The following is a 23,327-nucleotide window of genomic DNA, read 5'->3' on the forward strand; positions in this document are numbered from 1 at the left end:
GCCTCATTGGCGAGAAGCGCGCATCTCGTCGACCAGCTGGCCAAGGCGTAGCGCTTCGGCGAGCTCGAAAACCGACATGGCATAGAAGCTGCTGCGATTGTAGCGGGTGATCACGTAGAAGTTGCGGTAGCCCAGCCAGAATTCGGTGTCGGCGCCTGGTGTCTCGAGATCGACCACCGTCGCAGTCTCGGCTGCGGTGCGCCCGTCGAGGGTGGTGACACCCTTGCGCTCGAGCACGCCGGGGTCGAGGCTCGGCTCGATGCCGGCCGCGACCAGGGCGGCGGCGTCCGTACCGGGGGCGAGTCGCGCGCGTTCGGCGACCGGCGCATTCGTCTGCCAGCCGTGGGTACGCAGATAGTTCGCCACGCTGCCGATGGCGTCGATCGCGTCGGAGTCGAAGTCGATGCGGCCGTCGCCGTCGAAATCCACGGCGTATGCCCGCACGCTGCTCGGCAGGAACTGCGGGTAGCCGAGTGCGCCTGCAAAGGAGCCGCTGTAGCTCGCCGGATCCCGGCCTTGTTCGCGGGCGAGCAGGAACAGGGCCTCCAGTTCGCGTCGGAACAGCTCCGCGCGCGGCGGATAATCGAAGGCGAGCGTCGCCAGCGCAGACAGCGTTTCGAAATTTCCGGTGTTGCGCCCGTAAAGGGTCTCGACCCCGATGATGGCGACGATGATCTCGGGTGGCACGCCGAACCGCGCCGATGCACGCGCGAGTTCGTCCGCGTAGGCACGCCAGAACGCTCGCCCGGCATCGATCCGTGTGCGATCGAGGAAGCGTGCGCGATAGTTCTGCCACGAGCGGGCCCCCTTGCGGGTCGGAGGGGTGATCAGGCGGATGACCGTCGGGTCGTGACGCGCCTGCGCGAGCGCGCGGTCGAGTTCGGCCGGCTCGAAGCCGTGGCGGGCGGCGACCTCGGCGACGAAACTGCGCGCGTCCTCGCGCTCGGCGTAGGACGCGCTGCCAACGGTGGGCAGGCCGAGGAGCAACGCTGCGGCTGCCAGCAGCGCGGTGCCTCGACGCAGGCGGAGCGGGGCGGTGGATCGGCGGGGGGCAACTGCGGTGCTCGGGGTCATGTGAGGCGGATCTCGTTAAGCAGTTTCTTCAGTTCGCGCACGCCATCGTCCCGAGCCGTGGGGCCGTAGCGCAGCCGGGCGTATGTGGCACATGCGGCACGCAGTCCCTCAGCCTGCTCTGGCAGTGCTGCGGCGAGGCGTTCGCCGTAGGCGAGCGGGCCCTCCCAAGGATCGCGCCCGAGACCTGAGCGCGCCATGCGGGAGCAGAACCGCTCCCAGGTGCGCTGCAACGGATCGCGGCTTCGAGTCCTGCCCATCGCCCAGACGTAAAGGCCTGCAAGTACAAGCGCGGATAGACCGGCGAGGGCGCCGACCATCGTCATCACGTCGCTTCGTTCGAGCCCGAGCCGGGAGAGGAGTTCGCGTTGACGTTCGGGATTGTAGCCAAGAACCTGCTGGTTCCAGGCATTGGATGCCGCTTCCCAGCGGTGGCGAAGGTCGCGCAACCAGGCGAGATCGGCCTGCAGCATGAAGGGCAGTTCGCTGCCGTCGGCGAGCGCTGCCGCCAGGCCGTCGTCGATGCGCTCGGGTGCGGCGAGCGCGGTCGGGTCGACTCGCACCCAGCCGCGGCCGGCGAGCCAGACCTCTGCCCAGGCATGAGCGTCGGACTGGCGCACCACGACGTAGCCATCGATCGGGTTGACCTCGCCGCCCTGGTAACCGGTGACGATCCGCGTCGGTACCCCCGCCGCCCGCATGATGACCGCAAAGGCGGAGGCAAAGTGCTCGCAGAAGCCGCGGCGGGTGTCGAACAGGAATTCGTCGGCGCTGTGCCTGCCGAGCAAGGGGGGGCGCAGGGTGTATTGGAGCCGGCCGGCGCGAAGATGGGCGATCACGCGCTCGAGGACCTCCGCGTGCGATGAGGCGCCCTCGGCCAGACGCGCGGCGAGTGCGCGGCTGCGCGGATTGCTCCCCGGTGGCAGACGGGTGGCGGCGGCGATCACGGCGGCTGGTTCGTCGATGCCGATCCGAGCCTGCGGGTAGGCATTGAGCTGAAAGCGGCTGCGCGCCTGGACCGGCCGGGTGCTCAGGGCGTGGTGATCGCTCGCGAAGCGTATGTCGGGGCCGGCCTCGCCGGGGTAGTCGAGCGCGAGCAGCCAGCGCCGGTTGTGCGCCTCGAGCGTGAGCGCGTAATCCAGGCGCGGACCGTCGGGACGATAGGACGGTGCCGGCGCCTCCGTGAATGGCGCGGCCGTCCAGCTGCGGCCGTCGAACTCGGTGAGCACCGGACCCCGCCAGTAACGCAGGGCCGGCGGCGGGGGCGTACCCGCGAAGGCGGCCCGGAAGGCGATCGCGGTGGAGTTGCCGAGGTCGCTGATCGAGCCCGGGCTCATCGTGTCCGAGAGGCCGGTGCGGGCGCTGAAGGCGTCGGCGGGCAGCCCCCAGAGCGGGCCCTGGATGCGCGGAAAGAGCAGGAAGAAGACGAGCATGAAGGGCAGCCCGTGCGCGAGCAGCACGGCGGCAGTGCGCAGTTGGGCACGCACGCTCCCGGCAGGGTCCGCAAGCGCGGCGAGGGCGCCGAGCGCGGCCAGCGTGCCGAGCAGCGCAAGTCCGGCGATCGCCATCGACTGGTCCTCGAGAAACAGCGCCATCTGCAGGAACAGGCAAAGAAGCACGCCGGCGCGCACATCCCGTGCGGCCCGTGCTTCGAGCAGCTTGAGACCGAGCAGCAAGGCGAGCAGGGCGACCCCGGGGTCCTTGCCGAAGAAGTGGCCGAATTCGACCCGTACGCCGATCCCGGCAGCGACCGATAGCGCCAGCAGGAGCAGGTGTGGCGGTGAACGGCCGCCTTGCCAGAGCAGGACGCCCCGCCATGTCAGCAGCAACGCACAGAGTGCGTAGATCCAGACCGGTAGCCACAGGCCGTGAGGGGCGAGCGTGATCGCGGCGGTGGCGAGCAGCCAGGTGGCCTGGCTGCGCTGGAGCGCGGCCGGTGGGGCCTTGATGCCCAGCGGCGGTGCGGACGGCGCTCGACGCGGTTTGGCGATGAGCTCGCCAAGACTTCGCACACTCATTGCTCGCCCTCGTGCGCGTCCTCAGGCTCGCCGCGCAGGCCGAAGAGCGCCAGCGCCCGCAGGCAGCGGTCGCGATGCTTCGCGCCATGGTCGGGGCCGAGGATGCCGCCAGGCAGCTTCAGGGCATAGCGACGCCCGGCCTGCTCCGCGCGCAAGATCCAGGCGGTCAGGCGTGACAGGCGTCGTTCGTCGTCGAGCTCCGGCGGCAACGCCGACCAGTCGAGCAGCACGTCTCCGCCTTGCGCCGCCACATATTGCTTGGTCAGCAAGGGACCGCCGCGGGCGAGCGCCTTCCAGGCGATGTGGCGGGGTGAGTCCGCACGGCGATGGGCGCGCAGACCGGCGAAGTCGTCATCTCCCGTGCGCGACTGCGGACCTGCCCGGCCCTCGCCTGCGCCGTGCTCGGGCAGGGGTGGGGGGGTGGTCTCGGGGGCAGGGTAGACGATGCACGTTGCGTCCGGAACGAGCACGCTCCAGGCGCGTATCAGGCCGAGCGGCCAGTCGGTCTCGATCACGGTCCGTCCGATCGGAAGGGGGCCCCGGACGCGGCTCGGACAGGCCAGCAGTACCTCTGCCTCCTCCGCAGGCGCGAGGGCGAACGGGCTGACCTCGCCGCGGGCGCGGAGCCTCAGCGCGGGTCGTCGCGTCGGGCGCGGATTGTTCACCAGCAGCCTGAAGCCGACCGCGTCACCCGCGAACGCCGGTGCGCAACGCCCGGCGCGTATCGCCAGGCCGAGCAGGTTGCGGAACGCGTGCACGATGCTGGCCGTGGCAACGCCGCCGAGCAGGAACACGAGGCCATAGCCCAGGCTGAGGTTGTAGTTGATCGAGGCCAGCAGCATCACCAGGAGGGCAAGCGCGAAGCTCAGCCCCGCTGCCGTCGGCAGCACGTAGATGCGTCGCTGTCCGAGCCGAATCGGCCCGGTTTCGGGCGCCCCGATGCGAAAGAGCCAGCGGTCGGCGGCGCGGCGCCAGGCTGCGGCGCCGGGTGGGGGCTTCGACATCAGCGCAGGGCAACCGCCTGCATCAGACGGGCGAGCGTGGCCGGCGGCACAGGCCTGCCGTCGCCGGCCAGATGGAGGCGATGCGCAGCGACGTGCGGGAAGAGCGCCTGGACGTCTTCGGGCAGGACGTGGTCGCGGCCTTCGATGAGCGCCCACGCGCGCGACACGGCGATCAGCCCGAGGCCGGCGCGCGGACTCAGGCCATTGACGAGCTCGGGGCTGTTGCGGGTGGCACCGAGCAGGGCCTGGACGTAATCGATCAGCGCCGCGGACACGTGCACGCTGTGCGCGGCCTGTTGCAGTTCGAGCAGCGCGGCCGGCGTGATCACCGCGCACTGGCGTTCGAGGAGCGTGCGCCGGTCCTCTCCCATCAGCAGCGCGCGCTCGGCGGCGCGGTCCGGGTAGCCGAGCTGGATGCGCAGCAGGAAGCGGTCGAGCTGGCTTTCGGGGAGCGGAAAGGTGCCGATCTGGTGCGCCGGATTCTGTGTCGCGATCACGAAGAAGGGCTCTGGCAGCGTGAAGGTCTCGCCGTCGGCCGTGACCTGGCGCTCTTCCATGGCCTCGAGCAGGGCGCTCTGTGTCTTCGGGGTGGCGCGGTTGATCTCGTCGGCGAGGATGAGTTGCGCGAACACGGGGCCGGGATGAAAGCGGAATGCGCCGGTGGCGCGATCGAATACCGAAACGCCCAGGATGTCCGCCGGCAGCAGGTCGCTCGTGAACTGGATGCGCTGGAACTGCAGCCCCATCAGGCGGGACAGCACGTGAGCGAGCGTGGTCTTGCCCACTCCGGGTACATCCTCGATCAGCAGATGCCCGCGCGCGACCAGGCATGCGAGGGCGAGACGGAGCTCGCGTTCCTTGCCGAGGATGATGCCGCCGGCCGCTTCCAGCAGGCGATTTGCATGATGCAGGGGCATTGCGGGCGTACTGTGAAATTGGCCGTGAAGCGGTGATAATAGACGACAAAGGCAGCCGGTCCGGATGACCTGCATCACGATGACCGGCGAGACAAGTGTCTGGCGCAGCGGCCGCTGGTGGCCGCGCCGGGCGTTCGCGATGGGAGAGGAGGAGTATGACCACCACGGCATTCATCACGCACCGTGATTGCTGGCTGCACGACATGGGGTCCATGCACCCCGAGTGCCCCGACCGGCTGTCCGCGATCAACGATCGGCTGATCGCCGCGGGCCTGGACATGTACATCTCCTTCTACGACGCGCCCGTCGCCGAACGCGAGCAGATCATCCGTGTGCATCCGGCCGAGTATCTCGAGAGCCTGCTCAGCAATGTGCCCGAGCACGGCATACGCCACCTCGATCCCGACACGGCGATGAGCCCGGGCACGATGAAGGCCGCCTTGCGATCGGCAGGCGCCGGGGTGTTCGCCACCGATCTGGTCATCAAGGGCGAGATCGAAAACGCCTTCTGCGCCGTCCGCCCGCCCGGTCACCATGCCGAGCGCGCAAAGGCGATGGGGTTCTGCTTCATGAACAACGTCGCCATCGCTGCTCGCCACGCGCTCGAGGTCCATGGACTGGAGCGGGTGGCGGTCGTCGACTTCGACGTCCACCACGGCAATGGCACGGAGGACATCTTCCGCGACGACCCGCGGGTAATGATGGCGGGCATCTTCCAGCACCCGTTCTACCCCTACTCGGGCACCGAGAACCCGCCCGCGCACATGTGCAACGTGCCGCTGCCCGCGGGCACGCGCGGTGATGCCTTCCGTCAGGTCTTCGGCGACATCGTGGTGCCGGCGTTGCGCAGCCACAATCCGCAGATGATCTTCATCTCGGCCGGCTTCGACGCCCACTACGAGGACGACATGGGCTCGCTCGGGTTGCTCGAGGCCGACTACATGTGGGCGACCAAGCAGATCAAGGACGTGGCCGAGGATTGCGGACACAAGCGCATCGTCTCCATCCTCGAGGGGGGCTATTCGCTGTCATCGCTGGCGCGCTCGGTCGTCGCGCACATCAAGACGCTGGCTGATCTCTGAACGTACATTCCCGGTCCCCCCGCACGCAGGGCCACGCGCGCACGAACCAATGTGCGGGAGTGGCCCTGTTTGCGCGATCGGTTAGAATCCAAGCTTTCATTCACTGCCCGACGCCATGATTACCGGATCGCTTGTCGCCATCGTCACGCCCATGCATGACGACGGCAGCCTGGATTTCCCCCGCCTGCGCAGTCTCGTCGACTGGCACATCGCCGAAGGGACGGACGGCATCGTCGTCGTCGGCACCACCGGCGAGTCGCCCACCGTAGACGTGGACGAACATTGCGAACTCATCCGCGCCACCGTCGAGCACGTGGGCGGGCGCGTCCCGGTCATTGCCGGCACGGGGGCGAACAGCACCGCCGAGGCTGTCGAGCTTGCCCGCTTTGCCCACCAGGCGGGTGCCACCGCGCACCTGTCGGTCGTGCCCTACTACAACAAGCCGACCCAGGAAGGCCTGTACCGGCACTTCCGCACCATCGCGGAGGCGGTCGAGCTGCCGCTCATCCTCTACAACGTGCCGGGCCGCACCGTGGCCGACCTTGCCAATGACACCACGCTGCGCCTTGCCGAGCTGCCGAATGTCGTCGGCCTGAAGGACGCGACCGGCAACATCGATCGCGCATGCGACCTGATCGAGCGTGCGCCCGCCGACTTCGCCCTCTACAGCGGCGATGACATGACATCGGCCGCCTTCCTGATGCTCGGCGGGCACGGCGTCATCTCCGTCACCGCCAACGTCGCCCCGCGCGCCATGCACGCGCTGTGTGCCGCAGCGGCAGCGGGCGACATGCGCACCCTGCGCGAAACCAATGCCGCGCTGACGGGTCTGCACCGCGACCTGTTCTGCGAGGCCAATCCGATCCCGGTAAAGTGGGCCGTGGCCCGCATGGGGCTCATCGGCGACGGTCTGCGCCTGCCGTTGACGCAGTTGTCGGAAGCCCACCACGAGCGCGTGCTCAAGGCAATGCGCAAGGCCGGCATCAAGGTCTGACCCGAATCTCTCTGTCCAGGAATTCCATGAACCGTTCCACGCGCACCTCACTGTCCCTGCTCGCATGCTCGATCGCGCTCGGCGGTTGTTCGGGATCGTTGCTCGAGTCCAAGCGCATCGACTACAAGAGCGCCCGTCAGATCGAGCGCCCGCTCGAGATCCCTCCAGATCTGACCGCGCCGCAGCGCGACGACCGCTTCGCCGTGCCCGACGTGGCCCCGCGCGGCGTCGCCACCTATTCCGCCTACTCCGCAGACCGCGCAGGGCAGCCTGCGGTGGCCTCGGGTACGCCCGAGGTCCTCAACGCGTCCGACAACATGCGCATCGAGCGTGCGGGCAGCCAGCGCTGGCTGGTGGTGAGCGGCACGCCGGAACAGCTCTGGCCGCAGATCAAGGATTTTTGGCTCGAGCTCGGCTTCATCCTCAACATCGACAGCCCCGAGATCGGCGTCATGGAGACGGACTGGGCGGAAGATCGCGCCAAGATTCCCCAGGACTTCATCCGCTCGAGCATCGGCAAGGTGTTCGACGGCCTGTTCTCCACACCCGAGCGCGACAAGTTCCGTACCCGACTCGAGCAGGGCAAGGACCCCGGCACGGTGGAGGTGTACATCAGCCATCGCGGCATGATGGAGATCTACCCCACCGAAGCGAAGGATTCGACCATCTGGCAGCCGCGCCCGGCCGACCCCGAACTCGAAGCCGAGATGCTGCGCCGCCTGATGGTCAGCCTCGGTGCAGAGGAGGCACGCGCCGAGGCAGCGATCGCGACGCAGCAGGCGCCCGAGCGTGCCCAGATCAGTTCCGCGGCCGACGGGCGTGTGATGCTGGTCATGGAAGAGCCCTTCGATCGCGCCTGGCGTCGAGTCGGCCTTGCCCTCGACCGCATCGGTTTCACCGTCGAGGATCGTGATCGCGCCCAGGGGCTGTACTTCGTGCGTTATGTGGATCCCGACGCCGACAACCGCAGCCCGGAGAAGGGTTTCCTGTCGCGTCTCGCCTTCTGGCGCAGTGATGACAAGCCTGCCGCGGGTGGCAGCGAGTACCGTTTGCGCGTCGAAGGCCAGGGCGATGGCTCGCGCGTTAGCGTGCTCAGCCGCGAAGGTGGCCAGGACAACTCGGAAACGGCGCGCCGCATGCTGGGCCTGCTCCACGAGCAGCTGCGCTGAGCGCGGCACCCCAAGAAAAAAGCCGGCTTGCTGCCGGCTTTTTTCGTCTGTGCCTTGGCGGTGGGCCTTACTTCTGCGCCGACTCCTTTGCCGCGCTGACGGCGGCTTCGGCAGCGGCCTTGGCGTCGGCGGCGGCCTTCGCCGCTTCGTCGGTCGCTTCGGCGGCGCCTTCCTTCACGGCCTCGACTGCGGCTGTGCCTTGCTCCTTGGCGGACTCGAGGGCGGATTCGGCCTTCTCGGTGGCGGCGGCAGCGGCTTCCTTGGTCGCCTCGACAGCTGCGGCAGCCTCCTGCTTGACGGCCTCGGCGCCGGCAGTGGCGGCGTCACCGGCAGCCTTCGCGCTTTCCTTGGCGGCCTCGACGGCCTGCGCGGCAGATTCCTTCATCTGTTCCTGAGCAGTCGGCGCCGGTTGCACGGCGACCGGTTCTTCCTTCTTGCCGCAGGCGGAAACGGCGAGGGCGACGAGGGCAGCAACGAGGACGGAGTGCTTCATGGTGTCATTTCCTTATGGGGTTCGGGGGTCTTCGCCACGACCTCGCGCATTTGCGTTGCGCGGTATCGGTTCCCGCTCGGGCCAGCGAAGATGCGCGAATTCTAGCATGGCGCGTCATGCCAGCAGGCTTTGATTGTGCGTTGCAAAATGTCATTCACGCGTAAAAAATCATTTCGAAACAATCTGATAAACAGAAGTTTTGAACTCTTCTGCGCTTGCGACCGGGTCGCCTGCGCATTGTGCGTTCGATCCGATGCCCGGGCCTCACGATGACCCGCCGAGGTCGTGATCGTGGTCGCGAACGCCGCCGGTCTGCCGGGCGCGCGCGGTAGAATCGCGCTCCCCGAATCCGTGCGAGCCACCATGCCGATCGCCATCATCGAATCCCTGGACCACGAAGGCCGCGGTGTAACGCGACAGGACGGCAAGGCCGTGTTCGTCGACGGTGCGCTGCCGGGCGAACGCGTCGAGTACGTGGTCCGGCGCGCGCGCCCGACCTACGAGCAGGCCGACACCGTGCGCATCCTCAGGGCGAGCGCGCAACGCGTGTCTCCGCGTTGCAAGCACTACGGCACCTGTGGTGGCTGCTCGATGCAGCACCTCGACGCGGTGGCGCAGGCCGCTGCCAAGCAGCGCATCCTCGAGGATGCACTCTGGCACATCGGGAAGATCCGTCCCGAGATCGTCTTCCCCGCGATCCAGGGGCCGGCCTGGGGCTACCGCTACCGGGCCCGGCTCGGGGTGCGCGTGGTGCCGAGCAAGGGCGGGGTGCGGGTGGGCTTTCACGAGCGGCGCTCGAGCTACATCGTGGACATGCGCGAGTGCCCGGTGCTCCCGCCGCGCATTTCGGCGCTGCTGCCGCGCCTGCGGGAGATGATCGCCGACCTGTCGATCGCCGACCGCCTGCCCCAGGTGGAGATCGCGATCGGCGACGCGGTGACGGTGTTCGTGTTCCGCAACCTGCTGCCTTTCAGCCGGGCCGACGTGAAGCGGATCGCGGCCTTCGCCGATGCCGAGGGCATCCAGGCCTGGCAGCAACCGCAGGGCCCGGACTCCGCGGTCCCGCTGCATCCGCTCGAGGCGCCGGAGCTCGCCTACACGCTGCCCGAGTTCGACGTGCGCATGGACTTCCGCCCGACCGACTTCACGCAGGTCAACGTGCATGTGAACCGGCTGCTGATCCGGCGCTCGATGCAACTGCTCGATCCGCGTCCGGGCGAGCGGATCGCCGACCTGTTCTGCGGACTCGGCAACTTCAGCCTGCCGATCGCACGTCGGGGTGCGCGCCTGATCGGGATCGAGGGGAGCGACGCACTGGTCGCCCGCGCCCTCGACAACGCCCGCCGCAACCGCCTGGACGGGCTCACCGAATTTCATGCCGCCAACCTCTTCGAGGCCACCGAGGATAGCCTCGCGGCGCTCGGGCCGCTGGACAAGCTGCTGATCGATCCACCGCGTGAAGGCGCGATCGCGGTGGTCAAGGCGATCGGCCCGCAGCAGCAGCCGGCCCGCATCGTCTATGTGTCCTGCAACCCCGCAACGCTGGCGCGCGATGCTGCCGTGCTGGTCAGGGAGAAGGGCTATGTGCTCAAGGGCGCCGGTATCGCCAACATGTTTCCGCAGACCTCGCATGTCGAGTCGATCGCCGTGTTCGAGCGTGCGGCGCGTGAGTGATATACTGCGCGCCCTTGCGGAGGCGTGGCAGAGCGGTTGAATGCAACGGTCTTGAAAACCGTCAGGGGTTTACGCCCCTCGTGAGTTCGAATCTCACCGCCTCCGCCAAGGCTCCGCGCAGGCGGCCGGTTCGACGCCTGATTCCGCAGTGCCAGGGCGCGATCCATGTCCCGACTCGTTCTGCTCAACAAACCCTATGGCGTGCTCTGCCAGTTCAGCGACGAGGCGGGCCGGCCCACCCTAAAGGACCACGTGCCGGTCCCTGGCGTGTACGCCGCTGGCCGGCTCGACACCGACAGCGAGGGCCTGCTGCTGCTCACCGATGACGGCGCGCTGCAGCACCGCATCGCCGATCCCCGCCACAAGCTGCCCAAGACCTACCTGGTGCAGGTCGAGGGCGAGCCGGATGAGGCGGCGCTGGAGCGCCTGCGCGCGGGGCTGGACCTCGGCGACTTCCGCACCCGGCCGTGCGCGGCCCGCGCGGTGGCCGAGCCCGACTGGCTGTGGCCGCGCGACCCGCCGGTGCGATTCCGCAAGACCGTGCCGACCGCGTGGCTCGAGATCGTGCTGCGCGAGGGCAAGAACCGGCAGGTGCGGCGCATGACCGCCAAGGTCGGCCTGCCGACCTTGCGCCTGATCCGGGTGGCGATCGGTCCGTGGCGGCTCGACGGGCTCGCCCCCGGGCAGTGGCGCGAGGTCGCCGTCGACACGCTGCCGCCAGCCAGGGCGGCGGAGCCTCGCCAGCGCGCGGGGGGCGCAGCTAAGATGCCGCCCGTTTCGACGACAAGAAAACGCCCCGGACGCACGCCATGATTCCTCGCTCGACCTTCACCCGCCGCCTGGTGGCCGGCGCCGCGCTGCTGCTCGCGGGCGCCCCGGCGTTCGCGCAGACTGCGCTGCCGCTCGCCGAGCTGGGCGCCGGCATGTACCGCATCGAGGCCGAGGTGGCGCACACCTTCGAGACGCGCCAGACCGGGCTGATGAATCGCACCACGATGCCGCTCCATCGCGGCATGGTGTTCGTGTTCCCCGAGGCGCGTGCGCACTGCATGTGGATGAAGAACACCCTGTTGCCGCTGTCGGTGGCGTTTGTCGACGAGCGCGGCAGGGTGATCAACATCGAGGACATGCAGCCGCAGACTGCCGACAACCACTGCGCGGCAGGGCCGGCGCGCTTTGCGCTCGAGATGAACCTGGGCTGGTTCGCCGAGCGTGGCATCAAGGCGGGCGACACCCTGCGCGGTTTCGACCGCCTGCCCGCGCCGCGCTGAGCTGAGCGGCGGCCAAGGCACGAACAGGGCCGCTTTAGTCGCTTTTTTCCGCCGCTGGCGCTTGGCGGGGGCGGCCGATAATCCCCACACGTCGTCTGGCGTCCGGGCTTGTCCGGGCGTTCGTGCACGCGAACGGAGCCGGCCGTGGCCGAAGAAAGCGATCTCGAGAAGACAGAAGACCCATCACCGCGAAGGCTCGAGCAGGCGCGTGAGGAAGGCCAGGTCCCGCAGTCGCGGGAGCTGTCGACCTTCCTCGTCACCGTCACCGGTGCCGCCACCCTGCTGCTGATGGGCAACTGGATGGCCGGGCGGGTGATGGGCATCGTGCGCGACGGCTTCGCGTTCGAGCGCAGCGCCGCCTTCGACCCGGCCCTGATGCTCGACGTGCTCAACCGCATGCTCAGTGGTGCGCTGCTGACGCTGGCGCCGCTGTTCTTCGCGCTGCTGGTGGCGGCGGTGGCGGCGCCGATCCTGCTCGGCGGTCTGGTGTTCGCGCCAAAGGTGCTCGGCTTCAACTTCGGCCGCATGAATCCGATCCAGGGCATCGGCCGCATGTTCTCGGTGCATGGGCTGGCCGAGATGATCAAGGCCATCCTCAAGTCGGTGCTGGTGGGCGGCGTGGCGGCGCTGGTGCTGTGGCTCAACATCGACCATCTGTTCGATCTCATGGTCGAGCCGCTCGAGATCGGCATGGCCGACTTCTCGGACACCGTGGCCTTCGCGTCGCTGATGATCGTGCTCAGCCTGGGCCTGCTGGCGATCATCGACGTGCCCTTCCAGCTCTGGCAGTACCACAAGAAGCTGCGCATGACCAAAGAAGAGGTCAAGCGCGAGAGCAAGGAGCAGGAGGGCGACCCGATGGTCAAGGGCCGCATCCGCGCGCTGCAGCGCGAGATGGCGCGCCGGCGCATGATGACCGAGGTGCCCAAGGCCGACGTGGTGGTGACCAACCCGACTCACTTCTCGGTCGCGCTCAGATACGACGCCGCGAAGATGGGCGCGCCGGTGGTGATCGCCAAGGGGCGCGGCGAGCTGGCGCTGAAGATCCGCGAACTCGCCAAGGAGCACGGCGTGCCGCTGCTCGAGGCGCCGCCGCTGGCGCGCGCGCTCTACAAGCACTGCGAACTCGAACAATCCATCCCCGCCGCCCTGTACACCGCGGTGGCCGAGGTGATGGCCTACGTATACCAGCTCGACACCTGGATGAAGCAGGGCGGCTTGCCGCCGGTGGCGCCGACCGCGCTGCCGGTGCCCGCCGGCATGGACCCGGGCGCCCCCGAGGAATGAAGCCTGAATCATGGCCACCAACGACACCCTGAACCTGCGCCAGCTGCTCACGCCGGCGAACCTGCGCCAGCTTGGGGCGCCGCTGCTGATCATCATCATCCTGTCGATGATGGTGCTGCCGCTGCCGGTGTTCCTGCTCGACGTGTTCTTCACCTTCAACATCGCCATCTCGGTGATGGTGATGCTGGTGGCGATGTACTCGACGCGGCCGCTCGACTTCTCGGTCTTCCCCACCGTGCTGCTGGTGAGCACGCTGCTGCGCCTGTCGCTCAACGTAGCCTCCACCCGGATCGTGCTGCTCGAGGGCCACGCCGGCCCGGACGCGGCGGGCAAGGTCATCGAGGCCTTCGGCAACTTCCTCGTCGGCGGCAACACGGCGGTTGGTCTGGTGGTGTTCGTGATCCTTACCGTGATCAACTTTGTCGTCATCACCAAGGGCGCGGGTCGCATTGCCGAGGTGAGCGCGCGCTTCACCCTGGACGCGATGCCCGGCAAGCAGATGGCGATCGACGCCGACCTCAACGCCGGCCTCATCGACGAGAAGGAGGCCAAGCGGCGGCGCAAGGAGATCGCGCAGGAATCGGACTTCTACGGCGCCATGGACGGTGCGTCCAAGTTCGTACGCGGCGACGCCATCGCCGGCATCATCATCCTGATGATCAACATCATCGGCGGGCTTTTCGTTGGTGTGATGCAGCACGACATGGCGGTTGGCGACGCGGCGCACACCTACACCCTGCTCACCATCGGTGACGGCCTGGTCGCGCAGATTCCCTCGCTGATCATTTCGGTGGCGGCGGGCCTGGTGGTGTCGCGGGTCGGCGACGAGGGCGACGTGGGCGGACTGGTGATGAACCAGGTGTTCTCCAACCCGCAGGTGCTCTTGCTGACCGGTGGGATCATCGGCGTGCTCGGCCTCATTCCCGGCATGCCCAACCTGGTGTTCCTGCTTCTGGCGGGCACGCTCGGCGCCATGGCCTGGGTGCGGCGCAAGCGCATCGCCGAGGAGGCGGCTGCCGCCGCCGCTCCGGAAGCGGCGGCGCAGGTCGCGATGCCCGCGTCCGAGAGTCAGGAGGCGAGCTGGAACGACGTGTCGCAGGTCGACGTGCTCGGCCTCGAGGTGGGCTACCGCCTGATCCCGATGGTCGACAAGGGGCAGGACGGCGAACTGCTCAAGCGCATCCGCGGGCTGCGCAAGAAGTTCGCCCAGGAGGTCGGCTTCCTGTCCGCGCCGGTGCATATCCGCGACAACCTCGAGCTCAAGCCCAACGCGTACCGCATTGCCCTCAAGGGCGTCGAGATCGGCAACGGCGAGGCCTATCCGGGGCAGTTCCTCGCCATCAATCCGGGGCGCGTGTCCGGGCCGCTCGCCGGGCGCGAGACCACCGATCCCGCCTTCGGCCTGCCTGCGGTGTGGATCGACGCCTCGATGCGCGAGCAGGCGCATGCGCTCGGCTACACCGTGGTCGATGCGAGCACGGTGGTGGCAACCCACCTCAACCACGTCATCCTCAACCATGCCGCCGAGCTGCTCGGACGCCAGGAGACCCAGGCGCTGCTCGATCATGTGGGCAAGGAATCGCCCAAGCTGGTCGAGGACCTTGTGCCGAAGATGCTGCCGATCAGCGTGGTGCAGCGCGTGCTGCAGAGCCTGCTCGAAGAGGGCGTCAACATCCGCGACATGCGCAGCATCATCGAGGTGCTCGCCGAGCACGCGCCGCGCACGCAGGATCCCGTTCAGCTCACCACCCGGGTGCGCGAGGCGCTCGGCCGCGCGATCATGCAGAGCCTGTTCCCGGGCAACGCTGAGGTGCAGGTCATGGCGCTGGAGCCGGGGCTCGAGCGCATCCTCATCCAGGCCATGGCCGCGGGGGGCGAGGGCGGGGCGATCGAGCCCGGCCTCGCCGACACCCTGCTGCGCCAGACCGCGCAGATCGCCCAGCGCCAGGAGGACATCGGGTTGCCGCCGGTGCTGCTGGTGCCGGCGCAGCTGCGCATGCTGCTGTCGCGCTTCCTGCGCCGGGCCGTGCCATCGCTCAAGGTCATCTCCAACAACGAGGTACCGGAGAGCCGCACCATCCGCGTCACCGCCATGGTGGGCGCGCAGGGCTGACCCGCGCGCCCAGGACGCGGGTGCGGCGCAGCGTGGGTGGCTGCTTGCCCGCGGACGGATCGCAGGCCCAGACGCGCTCCGCGTGAACGCGAATAGACGGGGGAAAGCCGCTTTATTCCGTCCAAGGGCCTTGACCCCGGGTGGCGATAATCCTCATCAAGCAGTGGTCGACCGCGACCGCCGGGAGAATCGCCATGAACGTCAAACGCTACTTTGCCCCCACCGCCCGCGAGGCGCTTCGTGCCCTGAAGGAAGCCCTCGGTCCGGACGCGATCGTGCTCTCCAACCGTGCCGTCGAGGGGGGCGTCGAGATCCTGGCGCTGCCGGGCGAGGCGGTCGGTGCGCTGCAGGCGGCCAACCGGGCTGCGGTGGCGGCGCGTTCCGGCGCAGCCCCCCAGCCCGCGGTGGCTCCGACCACAGCCGCCGCGCCTGCATCGGCGGTGGAGGAGGCGGACTTTCAGGTGAGCCTGTCCGCATTGGCCGCCAGCGCCGCGCGCAACGCGACGCGCACGCCTGCCGCCAGCCGCGCCGAGCCCGAGCCGGTGGTGCGCGCTTTCAATCCGCCGCGCATCGAGACCGCCGACTACGCCCTGCGCAGCCGCGACGGTGTCATGCGCACGACGGTGCGCGGGCGCGCGGATCAGGCCGAGGGGCTCGCTGCATTCGTCGGGCGCGCGGCGCCCCAGCCCACGGCGAGCGACGAGTTCGGCAGCGCACGCGTGCGCGAACTGCAAGAGACCAACGCCCGCCTGATGGCCGAGCTGACCGGCATCCGCGGCATGATCGAGCGCCAGCTCGCCGGTTTCGCCTGGGGCGAGACGCGCCGTCAGGCTCCCGCGCGCGCCACCGTGCTGGGCGAGTTGCTCGAGGCCGGTTTCTCCGCCGCCGTCGCGCGCAAGCTTGCCGAGGCGGTGGCGGAGGACGCCGGCCGCACCGAGGCGCGCGAGGCCGTGGGTGCGGCGCTCGACCGCCTGATGCGGACCTGCGCCTCGGACGAGGATCTGCTCGATCGCGGCGGCGTGTTCGCGCTCGTCGGGCCCACCGGCGTCGGCAAGACCACGACCACCGCCAAGCTTGCCGCGCGTTGCGTGGTGCGCCATGGCGCCGGCAAGCTCGCGCTCATCACCACCGACGGCTATCGCATCGGCGCCCAGGAGCAACTGCGCATCTACGGCCGTATCCTCGGCGTGCCGGTGTTCTCGGTGCGCGATGCGGGCGACCTGCGGCAGACCCTTGCCGGCCTGCGCAACAAGCACATGGTGCTCATCGACACCATGGGCATGAGCCAGCGCGACCGCATGGTGGCCGAGCAGGCCGCGATGCTCGCCGGCGCCGGCGACGTCCGCCGCCTGCTGCTCCTCAACGCCACCGCGCGCGGCGACACGCTCGACGACGTCGTGCGCGCCTACGCCGGCGACGACCTCGCCGGCTGCATCTTCACCAAGGTGGACGAAGCTGCCTCGCTCGCGCCGGCGCTCGACGTCGCGGTGCGGCACACGCTCGACATCCGCTACCTGACCAACGGCCAGCGCGTGCCCGAGGACCTGCACCTGCCCAACCGCGCCTACCTGCTGCATCGCGCGCTGCGCGAGCACGCCGGCGAGTCGCCCTGGCACCTGAGCGGCGACGAGGCCGGGATGCTGCTGGCCGCCGCCGGAGGGGCGTGATCATGCTCGACGGACGCGAAGACCAGGCGGCGGGGCTGCGCCGCCTGTTCCGCCGCGCGCCGCCGCATGTCGTGGCGCTCTATGCCGGCGGCCGGCAGCGCGGCGGCAACGCGGTGCTCGCGGCACATCGCATCGCCGGGAGCGCGGAGCGGGTGCTTATCCTCGACGAGGCGGAAGGGCGCGACGCGCTCGCCGCCACGCTCGGTCTGGCCGAGGGCACCGACCTGCTCCAGTTGCTCGACGGCCGCACCACCCTGTCGGTCGTGCTGCAGCCGGTGCCGGGACTGGTCGGCCGCGTGCCCGCGGCTGCCGCTGCGCTTGCGCTGCCCTTGCTGGACGACGCCCGGCGCGCCTGCCTCATCGAGGCCTTGCGCATCCTCCATCGCCACGCCGGCTTCGTGCTCGTGCACGCGTCGGGCGAGCGTGCGGCAGAGCCCTCGCCCTTCGTGCAGGCGGCCCCGCGTCGCCTGGTGGTGGCGGAGGCGAGCGCGAGCGGCGCGACCGAGGCCTACCAGACGATCAAGGGCCTGGCCGCCGCCGGGGCCGGTTCGGTCCATGTGGCCGTCTGCCGCGCGCGCGGCCGCAATGACGCAGCGGCCTTCTTCGCCGGTCTGCACGGCCTGGTGCGGCGTCATGTCGGCGTGCCCCTGGCCTGGCTGGGCGAGGTCGAGCGCGACGACATCGCGGTCGGGCTGCGGCAGCCCCTGCAGACCTCGACGCGCGATGCCGGCGCGGCCTTCTTGCGCCGTGTCACCGGCATGGGGCGCGAGCCTGGATCCAGGCGAGGATGATTCGGCCATGGGTGTGACTTATCCCGCTGGTAATGCCGCGAACGCTGCGGGACAATCTGCGCCTCCGACATCCGGAGCCGGCGCAGGCAGGCGCTCGCACCGCAAGACGATACAGGCCGAATGGATGTACGACGCAAACGGTAAGCTCGACAAGACCAACCTCGTCGAGGCCTACGCCCCTCTGGTCAAGCGCATCGCCTTTCAGCTCATGTCCAAGCTGCCGGCCAGCGTGGACGTGGACGACCTCATCCAGAACGGCATGATGGGGCTGCTCGATGCGCTCGGCCGCTATGAACATGGGCTGGGCGCGCAATTCGAGACCTATGCCGCGCAGCGCATCCGCGGCGCCATGCTCGATGGGCTGCGCGAGAACGACTGGCTGCCGCGCAGCCTGCGCCGCGACATGCGCCGCATCGAGTCCGCCATCCACAGCCTCGAGCAGCAGTTCGGCCGCCAGCCTTCGGAAACCGAGCTCGCCACCGCCCTCGACATGCCGCTGGAGGAGTATCAGCGCATGCTGCAGGACGCGCGCGGCCACCAGCTCGTCTATCTCGAGGATTTCAACCGGGACGACGATGACGACTATCTCGAGCGCCATTTCGCCCAGGAGGACAGCAATCCGCTCGATCTGCTCGAGGATGCGGACATGCGCCGCCGTCTCGTGGACGCCATCGAGCGCCTTCCCGAGCGCGAGCAGATGGTGATGGCCCTGTACTACGACGAGGAGCTCAACCTGCGCGAGATCGGCGAGGTGCTCGGCGTCACCGAATCGCGCGTATGCCAGCTGCACAGCCAGGCGGTCGCCCGCCTGCGTGCGTGCATCTTCGACGGCGGCGCCGCCATGCCCGCGGCACGCAAGCGTGGCCGCCCGCCCAAGAAGCCTGCGCCCAACTGATCATGAGCGCTCGCGCATTGAGCACCGCCCGCCATGGATAAGATCAGCCTCGTCGGCCTCACGCTTGGCATCGCCGCGATTGTCGTCGGCCAGGTGCTGGAGGGCGGTCACCTGTCCTCGCTGTTCCAGCCTACCGCCTTCCTCATCGTGATCGGCGGCACCCTGGGCGCGGTGATGCTGCAAAGCCCGTTGCGCACCTTCGTCGAGGGCATGCGGATGGGGCGCTGGGTGTTCGTCCCGCCAGCGGTGAGCCACCAGACGATCATCGATCAGGTGGCCAGCTGGAGCCAGGTCGCACGCAAGGAGGGTCTGCTGACGCTGGAGAACCAGATCGAGGGTCTGCCCGATCCCTTCATGCGCCGCGGCCTGCAGTTGCTCGTCGATGGCGTCGAGCCCAACCGGCTGCGCGAGGTGCTGGAGGTGGAGATCGGCGTCTGGGAAGGCCAGCTGCGCCAGTCCGCCCGCATCTGGGAAGCGGCCGGGGGCTATGCGCCGACGATCGGCATCCTCGGTGCGGTGATGGGGCTGATCCACGTGATGGAGAACCTCTCCGATCCGTCGCGGCTCGGTGCCGGCATCGCGGTGGCCTTCGTCGCCACCATCTACGGGGTGGGCTTCGCCAACCTGGTGTTCCTGCCGATCGCCAAGAAGCTTGCCGCGCACATCGTCATCCTCACCACCCAGCGCGAGATGTTCGTCGATGGCCTGGTCGGCATCGCCAACGGCGACAACCCGCGCATCATCGCCAGCCGCATGCAGGGCTACGTGGTCTGAGCGCGGGCAGGGAGGACGACATGGGGCGCAGGCGCAGGGCTGAAGAGGAGCACGACAACCACGAGCGCTGGCTCGTGTCCTATGCCGACTTCATCACCCTGCTGTTCGCCTTCTTCGTGGTGATGTACTCGCTGTCGTCGGTGAACGAGGGCAAGTACCGCGTGCTGTCGGACTCGCTGGTGCAGGCTTTTCGCAACGTCGCCGTCAATGAGAGCGGCGACCAGATCGTGCTGCCGCAGGTGAGCGTGCTGCCCACCCGGCCGATCACCCAGCCCGCGCCACCCGCGGCGGACCCGGCGCTCGAACAGCGGCGGCGCGAGACCGCGCAGCGCATGCGCAACATGGCCGACGAGATTCGCCGCGTGCTGTCGCCGCTGACCCAGGCGGGGCAGGTCAATGTGACCGAGGGCGCGTTCGGCGTGAGCGTGGAGATCAACGCGAGCCTGCTTTTCGCGCCGGGTGACTCGGCGCTCGGCCAGGAGGCGGTCGACGCCCTACGTGCGGTGGCCCAGGTGCTCGCGCCTGCGCCGTTCCCGATCACGGTCGAAGGGCACACCGACAACATCCCGATCAACACCTTCCGTTTCCCGTCCAACTGGGAGCTGTCGGCAGTGCGTGCGTCAACGGTCGCGCGGCTGTTCATCGACAACGGGGTGTCGCCCGATCGCCTGACCGCGGCAGGCTATGCCGACCAGCGGCCGGTCGCCGGCAACGAGGACGAGGTGGGGCGGGCGCGCAACCGGCGGGTGACCGTGCTGATCGAGTCGCGCACCGCCGATCTCGATGCGGAGCCGGGGCCCACGGTCATTCCGACCGACGACCCGATCCGCTCGATCCTGCCCGAGGGCTTGTAGGCCCGCCGGGCGCGTCAGCGCATCCGCTCGGGCTTGATCCTCGGTGTCAGCGGCGCGCCCTTGCGTGCGCGACGGTGGCGCAGCGGTTCGCGCTGGGTGGGCTTGAGCTCGATCGCCACCGCCTTGCCGCCGCGGCCACTGCCTTCCACCGTGAGCACCGCATCGTCGGCCGGCACCGCCACCGCGGCGAGCGCTTCGCCCTCGTCGAGCGCCATCACGATCACGCCACGACCGCCGCTCTGCGTCTTCATCTCCGGGCGCGGGAAGACGAGCAGACGACCGTTCTCGGACGCCGCGGCGATCCAGTCGCCGCAGACCTTCGCCGGTGCGAGTACCTTCTCGCCCTTCTCCAGGCTCATGAAGGCCTTGCCGGCGCGCTGGCGGCTGCTGGCATCCATCACGCTGCACAGGAAGCCGTAACCGCCGCTGTTGGCGAAGAAGTAGACCGAATCGGGGGTGTCGGTGACCACCTGCGCCAGCTTGCCGCCGTCCTGGAACTCCACCAGGGTAGTGATCGGCGCGCCGTCGCCGCGCCCGCCGGGCAGATCCGATACCTTGACCGTGTAGGCACGGCCATTGGTGTCGATGACGATCAGCGGCCAGGTGGTACGCGTCTCGATGATCGCGAAGCCGAAGTCACCGGCCTTGTAGGCGATGCCCGCGGGGTCGATGCCATGGCCCTGGCGCGAACGCACCCAGCCGTTCTTGGACACGATCACCGTGACCGGCTCGTCGGGCACCGAGATCTCGGCCGGTGCCACCGCGGCCACGGCTTCGACCAGGGTGCGGCGGTCGTCGCCGTACTTCTTCGCGTCGTCCTGGATCTCCTTGAGGATCAGCTTGGTCATCGCCGCGCGGCTGTCGAGGAGGTGCTGCAGGCCGGCGCGCTCGTCCCTGAGCTCTGCCAGCTCCTTCTCGATCTTGAAGCCTTCCAGGCGGGCGAGCTGGCGCAGGCGGATCTCGAGGATGTCCTCGGCCTGGATCTCGGACAGGCCGAAGGCGGCGATCAGCGCCGGCTTGGGTTCGTCCGACTCGCGGATCACGCGGATCACTTCCTCGATGTGCAGGAAGGCGATCATGCGGCCTTCGAGGATGTGGATGCGGCGATCGACCTCGTCCAGGCGATGGCGGGTGCGGCGCTCGACCGTCACGTAGCGGAAGTCGATCCACTCGCGCAGGATCTGCACCAGGTTCTTCTGCTGCGGCCTGCCGTCGCGCCCGATCATGGTCATGTTGACCGAGGCCGAGGTCTCCAGGCTGGTGTGGGCAAGCAGCACCGCCATGAACTCGTCGCGGTTCTGGCGGCTGGATTTGGGCTCCAGCACGATGCGCACGGGCGCCTTGTCGCTGGACTCGTCGCGCACCGTGTCGAGCACGCCGAGCACGAGCTGCTTGAGGTTCTTCTGCTCCTGCGAGACCTCCTTCTTGCCCGCGCGCGGCTGCGGGTTGGTCAGCGTCTCGATCTCGGACAGCACCTGCGCGGCAGAGACGCCATGCGGCAGTTCCTCGACGATCGCGCGCCACTGGCCGCGGGCGAGCTCCTCGATTTTCCAGCGCGCGCGCAGGCGCAGGCTGCCGCGCCCCGACGCGTAGGCCTCGCGGATGGTCTCGGGCGGGGAGATGAGCTGGCCGCCGCCGGGGAAGTCGGGGCCGGGAATGATGCCGAGCACCTCGTCGAGCGTCGCCTCGGGGTGGCGGATCAGGTGGCAGGTCGCCTCGGCCACCTCGCGCAGGTTGTGCGGCGGGATCTCGGTCGCCATGCCGACCGCGATGCCCGAGGCGCCGTTCAACAGCACGAAGGGCAGGCGCGCCGGCAGCAGCTGCGGCTCCTCGAAGGCGCCGTCGTAGTTGGGGATGAAGTCCACCGTGCCGCGGTCGATCTCGGCCAGCAGCAGCTCGGCGATCGGCGTCAGGCGGCACTCGGTGTAGCGCATCGCCGCTGCCGAGTCGCCGTCGCGCGAGCCGAAGTTGCCCTGGCCGTCGACCAGCGGATAGCGCAGCGAGAAATCCTGCGCCACCCGCACCATCGCGTCGTAGACGCTGGTGTCGCCATGTGGGTGGTACTTGCCGATCACGTCGCCGACCACGCGCGCCGACTTCACGTGCTTGGAGGTGGACGACAGCCGCATCTCGTTCATCGCATAGAGAATGCGGCGCTGCACCGGCTTGAGTCCGTCCTCGACCTGCGGCAGCGCGCGCGACTTCACCACGCTCATCGCGTAGGCGAGATAGGCGCGCTCGGCATAGCGGTCGAGCGCCAGCGTGCCGTCGTCCTCGGGCTCGGGCTCGGGGGCGGCGGGCGGTGCCGGGGGCGGGGGCGGGTTCGCGCCGGTGGCCGTCGGGGACTCGTCGGCGCCCGTATCCTGCGCCGTACCTGCGGTGCTCTTCACTGCAGTCGGCGTTGAGGTCGCGAGTGTTACGGATTCGGATGCATCAGGCGCATCGAAGAGATCGGCAGTGTCTGTACTCATGTATTCGAACTGCAGGCTGCGAGCAGTAGCGGGTGTGCGACATGCTCGAAAGGATTGATGACGGTGACGCCGCGCCAGGTGAAGCCGTGCTGCAGGTCCTCGCTCAGCAGCAGGCGGCAACGGTTTTCCGCAGCGACCGAGAGGATCAGGCCATCCCAGACCTGCATGCGGTGATCGCAGGCCAGGTCGATGGCCGCCTGAAAGCTCGGCCAGGTCGAATCGGCCACCTCGTAGGCATCGGACCAGTCGAGCAGGGCTGTGCGAACCGTTTCCGCATCGCGCTTGAGCTTTCCGGTCAGGACCCGGTACAACTCACCCAGCGTCTGGGCGGGAATCATCACCTCGCTCGCCGAGAGCGTTCCGAGCAGCACCCGGGCCGCAGCGCAACGTGCATTGTCGCCGGCGCCTTCCGCATAGGCGAGGATGTTGGTGTCGAGGGCGATCTTCATTGGCCGCGGTCGTACAACTCGGCGCGGGTCCAGTTGCGGTTGTCCGCAACGGGCTCCCCATCTAGCCGGGCAAGCAGGCGAGCGCGCGCCTTGGTTCGATCGTGGTCGAGTTCCGTCCCGACGACAGCGGGGCTGATGGTTGCAACAGGGCGACCGTGGGACAGGACCGTAACGGTTTCACCCTGGCTCACTTGGCGCAGCAGGCTGGAGAACTGTCGGTTTGCTTCGGCAGCGGAGACGGTATGCATATCGGGTCCTTCGCTATGAACTAAAGTAGTGAATGTCACTACTTTAGTTCCGGTGGTCTGATCGGGCAATGTCGATGTACCCGCT

The 23,327-nt window shown here is 68.8% G+C and carries 21 protein-coding genes and 1 tRNA gene; 14 read left to right on the top strand and 8 right to left on the bottom strand.

The genetic code is table 11. The features are described from left to right. Positions 1–3 precede the first annotated feature (3 nt). From mltB to AAG895_RS06895, 4 genes are read right to left on the bottom strand one after another with little or no spacing between them, the layout of a single operon-like run. Positions 4–1,074, bottom strand: coding sequence for a lytic murein transglycosylase B (gene mltB / locus AAG895_RS06880; protein WP_345794761.1), 1,071 nt, complete (start codon positions 1,072–1,074; stop codon positions 4–6). Then, a complete protein-coding gene (locus AAG895_RS06885; protein WP_345794762.1) occupies positions 1,071–3,089 on the bottom strand; it encodes a DUF3488 and transglutaminase-like domain-containing protein in 2,019 nt (672 codons plus the stop codon). Before AAG895_RS06885 ends, mltB begins: the two co-directional genes overlap by 4 nt. After that, positions 3,086–4,093, bottom strand: a complete 1,008-nt coding sequence (locus AAG895_RS06890; protein WP_345794763.1) for a DUF58 domain-containing protein — start codon at positions 4,091–4,093, stop codon at positions 3,086–3,088. Before AAG895_RS06890 ends, AAG895_RS06885 begins: the two co-directional genes overlap by 4 nt. Then, a complete protein-coding gene (locus AAG895_RS06895) occupies positions 4,093–5,010 on the bottom strand; it encodes a MoxR family ATPase (RefSeq protein ID WP_345794764.1) in 918 nt (305 codons plus the stop codon). Before AAG895_RS06895 ends, AAG895_RS06890 begins: the two co-directional genes overlap by 1 nt. A 155-nt stretch (positions 5,011–5,165) precedes the next feature. Here AAG895_RS06895 and AAG895_RS06900 point away from each other — a divergent pair, with 155 nt between their 5' ends. From AAG895_RS06900 to bamC, 3 genes are all read left to right on the top strand, one after another. Further along, positions 5,166–6,092: a histone deacetylase family protein gene (locus tag AAG895_RS06900; RefSeq protein WP_345794765.1), complete on the top strand. Its 927-nt coding sequence runs from the start codon at positions 5,166–5,168 to the stop codon at positions 6,090–6,092. 115 nt (positions 6,093–6,207) lie between these two features. After that, positions 6,208–7,086, top strand: a complete 879-nt coding sequence (gene dapA / locus AAG895_RS06905; RefSeq protein WP_345794766.1) for a 4-hydroxy-tetrahydrodipicolinate synthase — start codon at positions 6,208–6,210, stop codon at positions 7,084–7,086. Between the two features lie 26 nt (positions 7,087–7,112). Beyond that, complete coding sequence (bamC, locus tag AAG895_RS06910) at positions 7,113–8,255, top strand: outer membrane protein assembly factor BamC (RefSeq protein WP_345794767.1); 1,143 nt, start codon at positions 7,113–7,115, stop codon at positions 8,253–8,255. Between the two features lie 67 nt (positions 8,256–8,322). On the opposite strand, the gene AAG895_RS06915 is transcribed toward bamC, so the two are convergent. Further along, positions 8,323–8,748 (bottom strand): hypothetical protein, encoded by a 426-nt coding sequence (locus tag AAG895_RS06915; RefSeq protein ID WP_345794768.1) that lies wholly within the window; start codon positions 8,746–8,748, stop codon positions 8,323–8,325. Between the two features lie 363 nt (positions 8,749–9,111). On the opposite strand from AAG895_RS06915, the gene rlmD reads away from it, so the two are divergent. The 11 genes from rlmD (at position 9,112) to motD (ending at position 20,074) form a co-directional block, all read left to right on the top strand. Then, entirely contained in the window at positions 9,112–10,422 is a 1,311-nt protein-coding gene (rlmD, locus tag AAG895_RS06920) for a 23S rRNA (uracil(1939)-C(5))-methyltransferase RlmD (protein ID WP_345794769.1), read from the top strand. Between the two features lie 18 nt (positions 10,423–10,440). Further along, a tRNA-Ser gene (locus AAG895_RS06925) sits at positions 10,441–10,530 on the top strand. A 57-nt stretch (positions 10,531–10,587) separates the two neighbouring features. Next, positions 10,588–11,235: an rRNA large subunit pseudouridine synthase E gene (locus tag AAG895_RS06930; protein WP_345794770.1), complete on the top strand. Its 648-nt coding sequence runs from the start codon at positions 10,588–10,590 to the stop codon at positions 11,233–11,235. Continuing rightward, on the top strand, positions 11,232–11,693 hold the full coding sequence (locus tag AAG895_RS06935) for a DUF192 domain-containing protein (protein WP_345794771.1): 462 nt from the start codon (positions 11,232–11,234) through the stop codon (positions 11,691–11,693). Before AAG895_RS06930 ends, AAG895_RS06935 begins: the two co-directional genes overlap by 4 nt. A gap of 144 nt (positions 11,694–11,837) precedes the next feature. Next, positions 11,838–12,980, top strand: coding sequence for a flagellar biosynthesis protein FlhB (gene flhB / locus AAG895_RS06940; protein ID WP_345794772.1), 1,143 nt, complete (start codon positions 11,838–11,840; stop codon positions 12,978–12,980). Positions 12,981–12,990: 10 nt separating this feature from the next. Next, positions 12,991–15,093, top strand: a complete 2,103-nt coding sequence (gene flhA / locus AAG895_RS06945) for a flagellar biosynthesis protein FlhA (protein WP_345794773.1) — start codon at positions 12,991–12,993, stop codon at positions 15,091–15,093. A 194-nt stretch (positions 15,094–15,287) separates the two neighbouring features. After that, positions 15,288–16,760 carry a flagellar biosynthesis protein FlhF gene (gene flhF, locus AAG895_RS06950; RefSeq protein ID WP_345794774.1) on the top strand — a complete coding sequence of 491 codons (1,473 nt, stop codon included), beginning with the start codon at positions 15,288–15,290 and terminating at the stop codon, positions 16,758–16,760. 2 nt (positions 16,761–16,762) lie between these two features. Next, positions 16,763–17,551, top strand: coding sequence for a flagellar FleN (locus tag AAG895_RS06955; protein WP_345794775.1), 789 nt, complete (start codon positions 16,763–16,765; stop codon positions 17,549–17,551). A gap of 124 nt (positions 17,552–17,675) precedes the next feature. Beyond that, positions 17,676–18,446, top strand: a complete 771-nt coding sequence (locus AAG895_RS06960; RefSeq protein WP_345794776.1) for an RNA polymerase sigma factor FliA — start codon at positions 17,676–17,678, stop codon at positions 18,444–18,446. Positions 18,447–18,479: 33 nt separating this feature from the next. Continuing rightward, positions 18,480–19,220: a flagellar motor protein gene (locus AAG895_RS06965; protein WP_345794777.1), complete on the top strand. Its 741-nt coding sequence runs from the start codon at positions 18,480–18,482 to the stop codon at positions 19,218–19,220. Positions 19,221–19,240: 20 nt separating this feature from the next. Beyond that, positions 19,241–20,074 carry a flagellar motor protein MotD gene (gene motD / locus AAG895_RS06970; protein ID WP_345794778.1) on the top strand — a complete coding sequence of 278 codons (834 nt, stop codon included), beginning with the start codon at positions 19,241–19,243 and terminating at the stop codon, positions 20,072–20,074. A 14-nt stretch (positions 20,075–20,088) separates the two neighbouring features. Here the strand turns inward: motD and parC are convergent, their stop codons facing one another. From parC to AAG895_RS06985, 3 genes are read right to left on the bottom strand one after another with little or no spacing between them, the layout of a single operon-like run. Continuing rightward, positions 20,089–22,545, bottom strand: a complete 2,457-nt coding sequence (gene parC, locus AAG895_RS06975) for a DNA topoisomerase IV subunit A (RefSeq protein ID WP_345794779.1) — start codon at positions 22,543–22,545, stop codon at positions 20,089–20,091. After that, a complete protein-coding gene (locus AAG895_RS06980; protein WP_345794780.1) occupies positions 22,542–22,994 on the bottom strand; it encodes a PIN domain-containing protein in 453 nt (150 codons plus the stop codon). The genes parC and AAG895_RS06980 overlap by 4 nt, the downstream gene beginning before the upstream one ends. Then, a complete protein-coding gene (locus AAG895_RS06985; RefSeq protein ID WP_002924022.1) occupies positions 22,991–23,242 on the bottom strand; it encodes a type II toxin-antitoxin system prevent-host-death family antitoxin in 252 nt (83 codons plus the stop codon). Before AAG895_RS06985 ends, AAG895_RS06980 begins: the two co-directional genes overlap by 4 nt. Positions 23,243–23,327 lie beyond the last annotated feature (85 nt).

It is taken from the genome of Thauera sp. JM12B12, from assembly GCF_039614725.1.
Taxonomy (GTDB): Bacteria; Pseudomonadota; Gammaproteobacteria; order Burkholderiales; family Rhodocyclaceae; genus Thauera.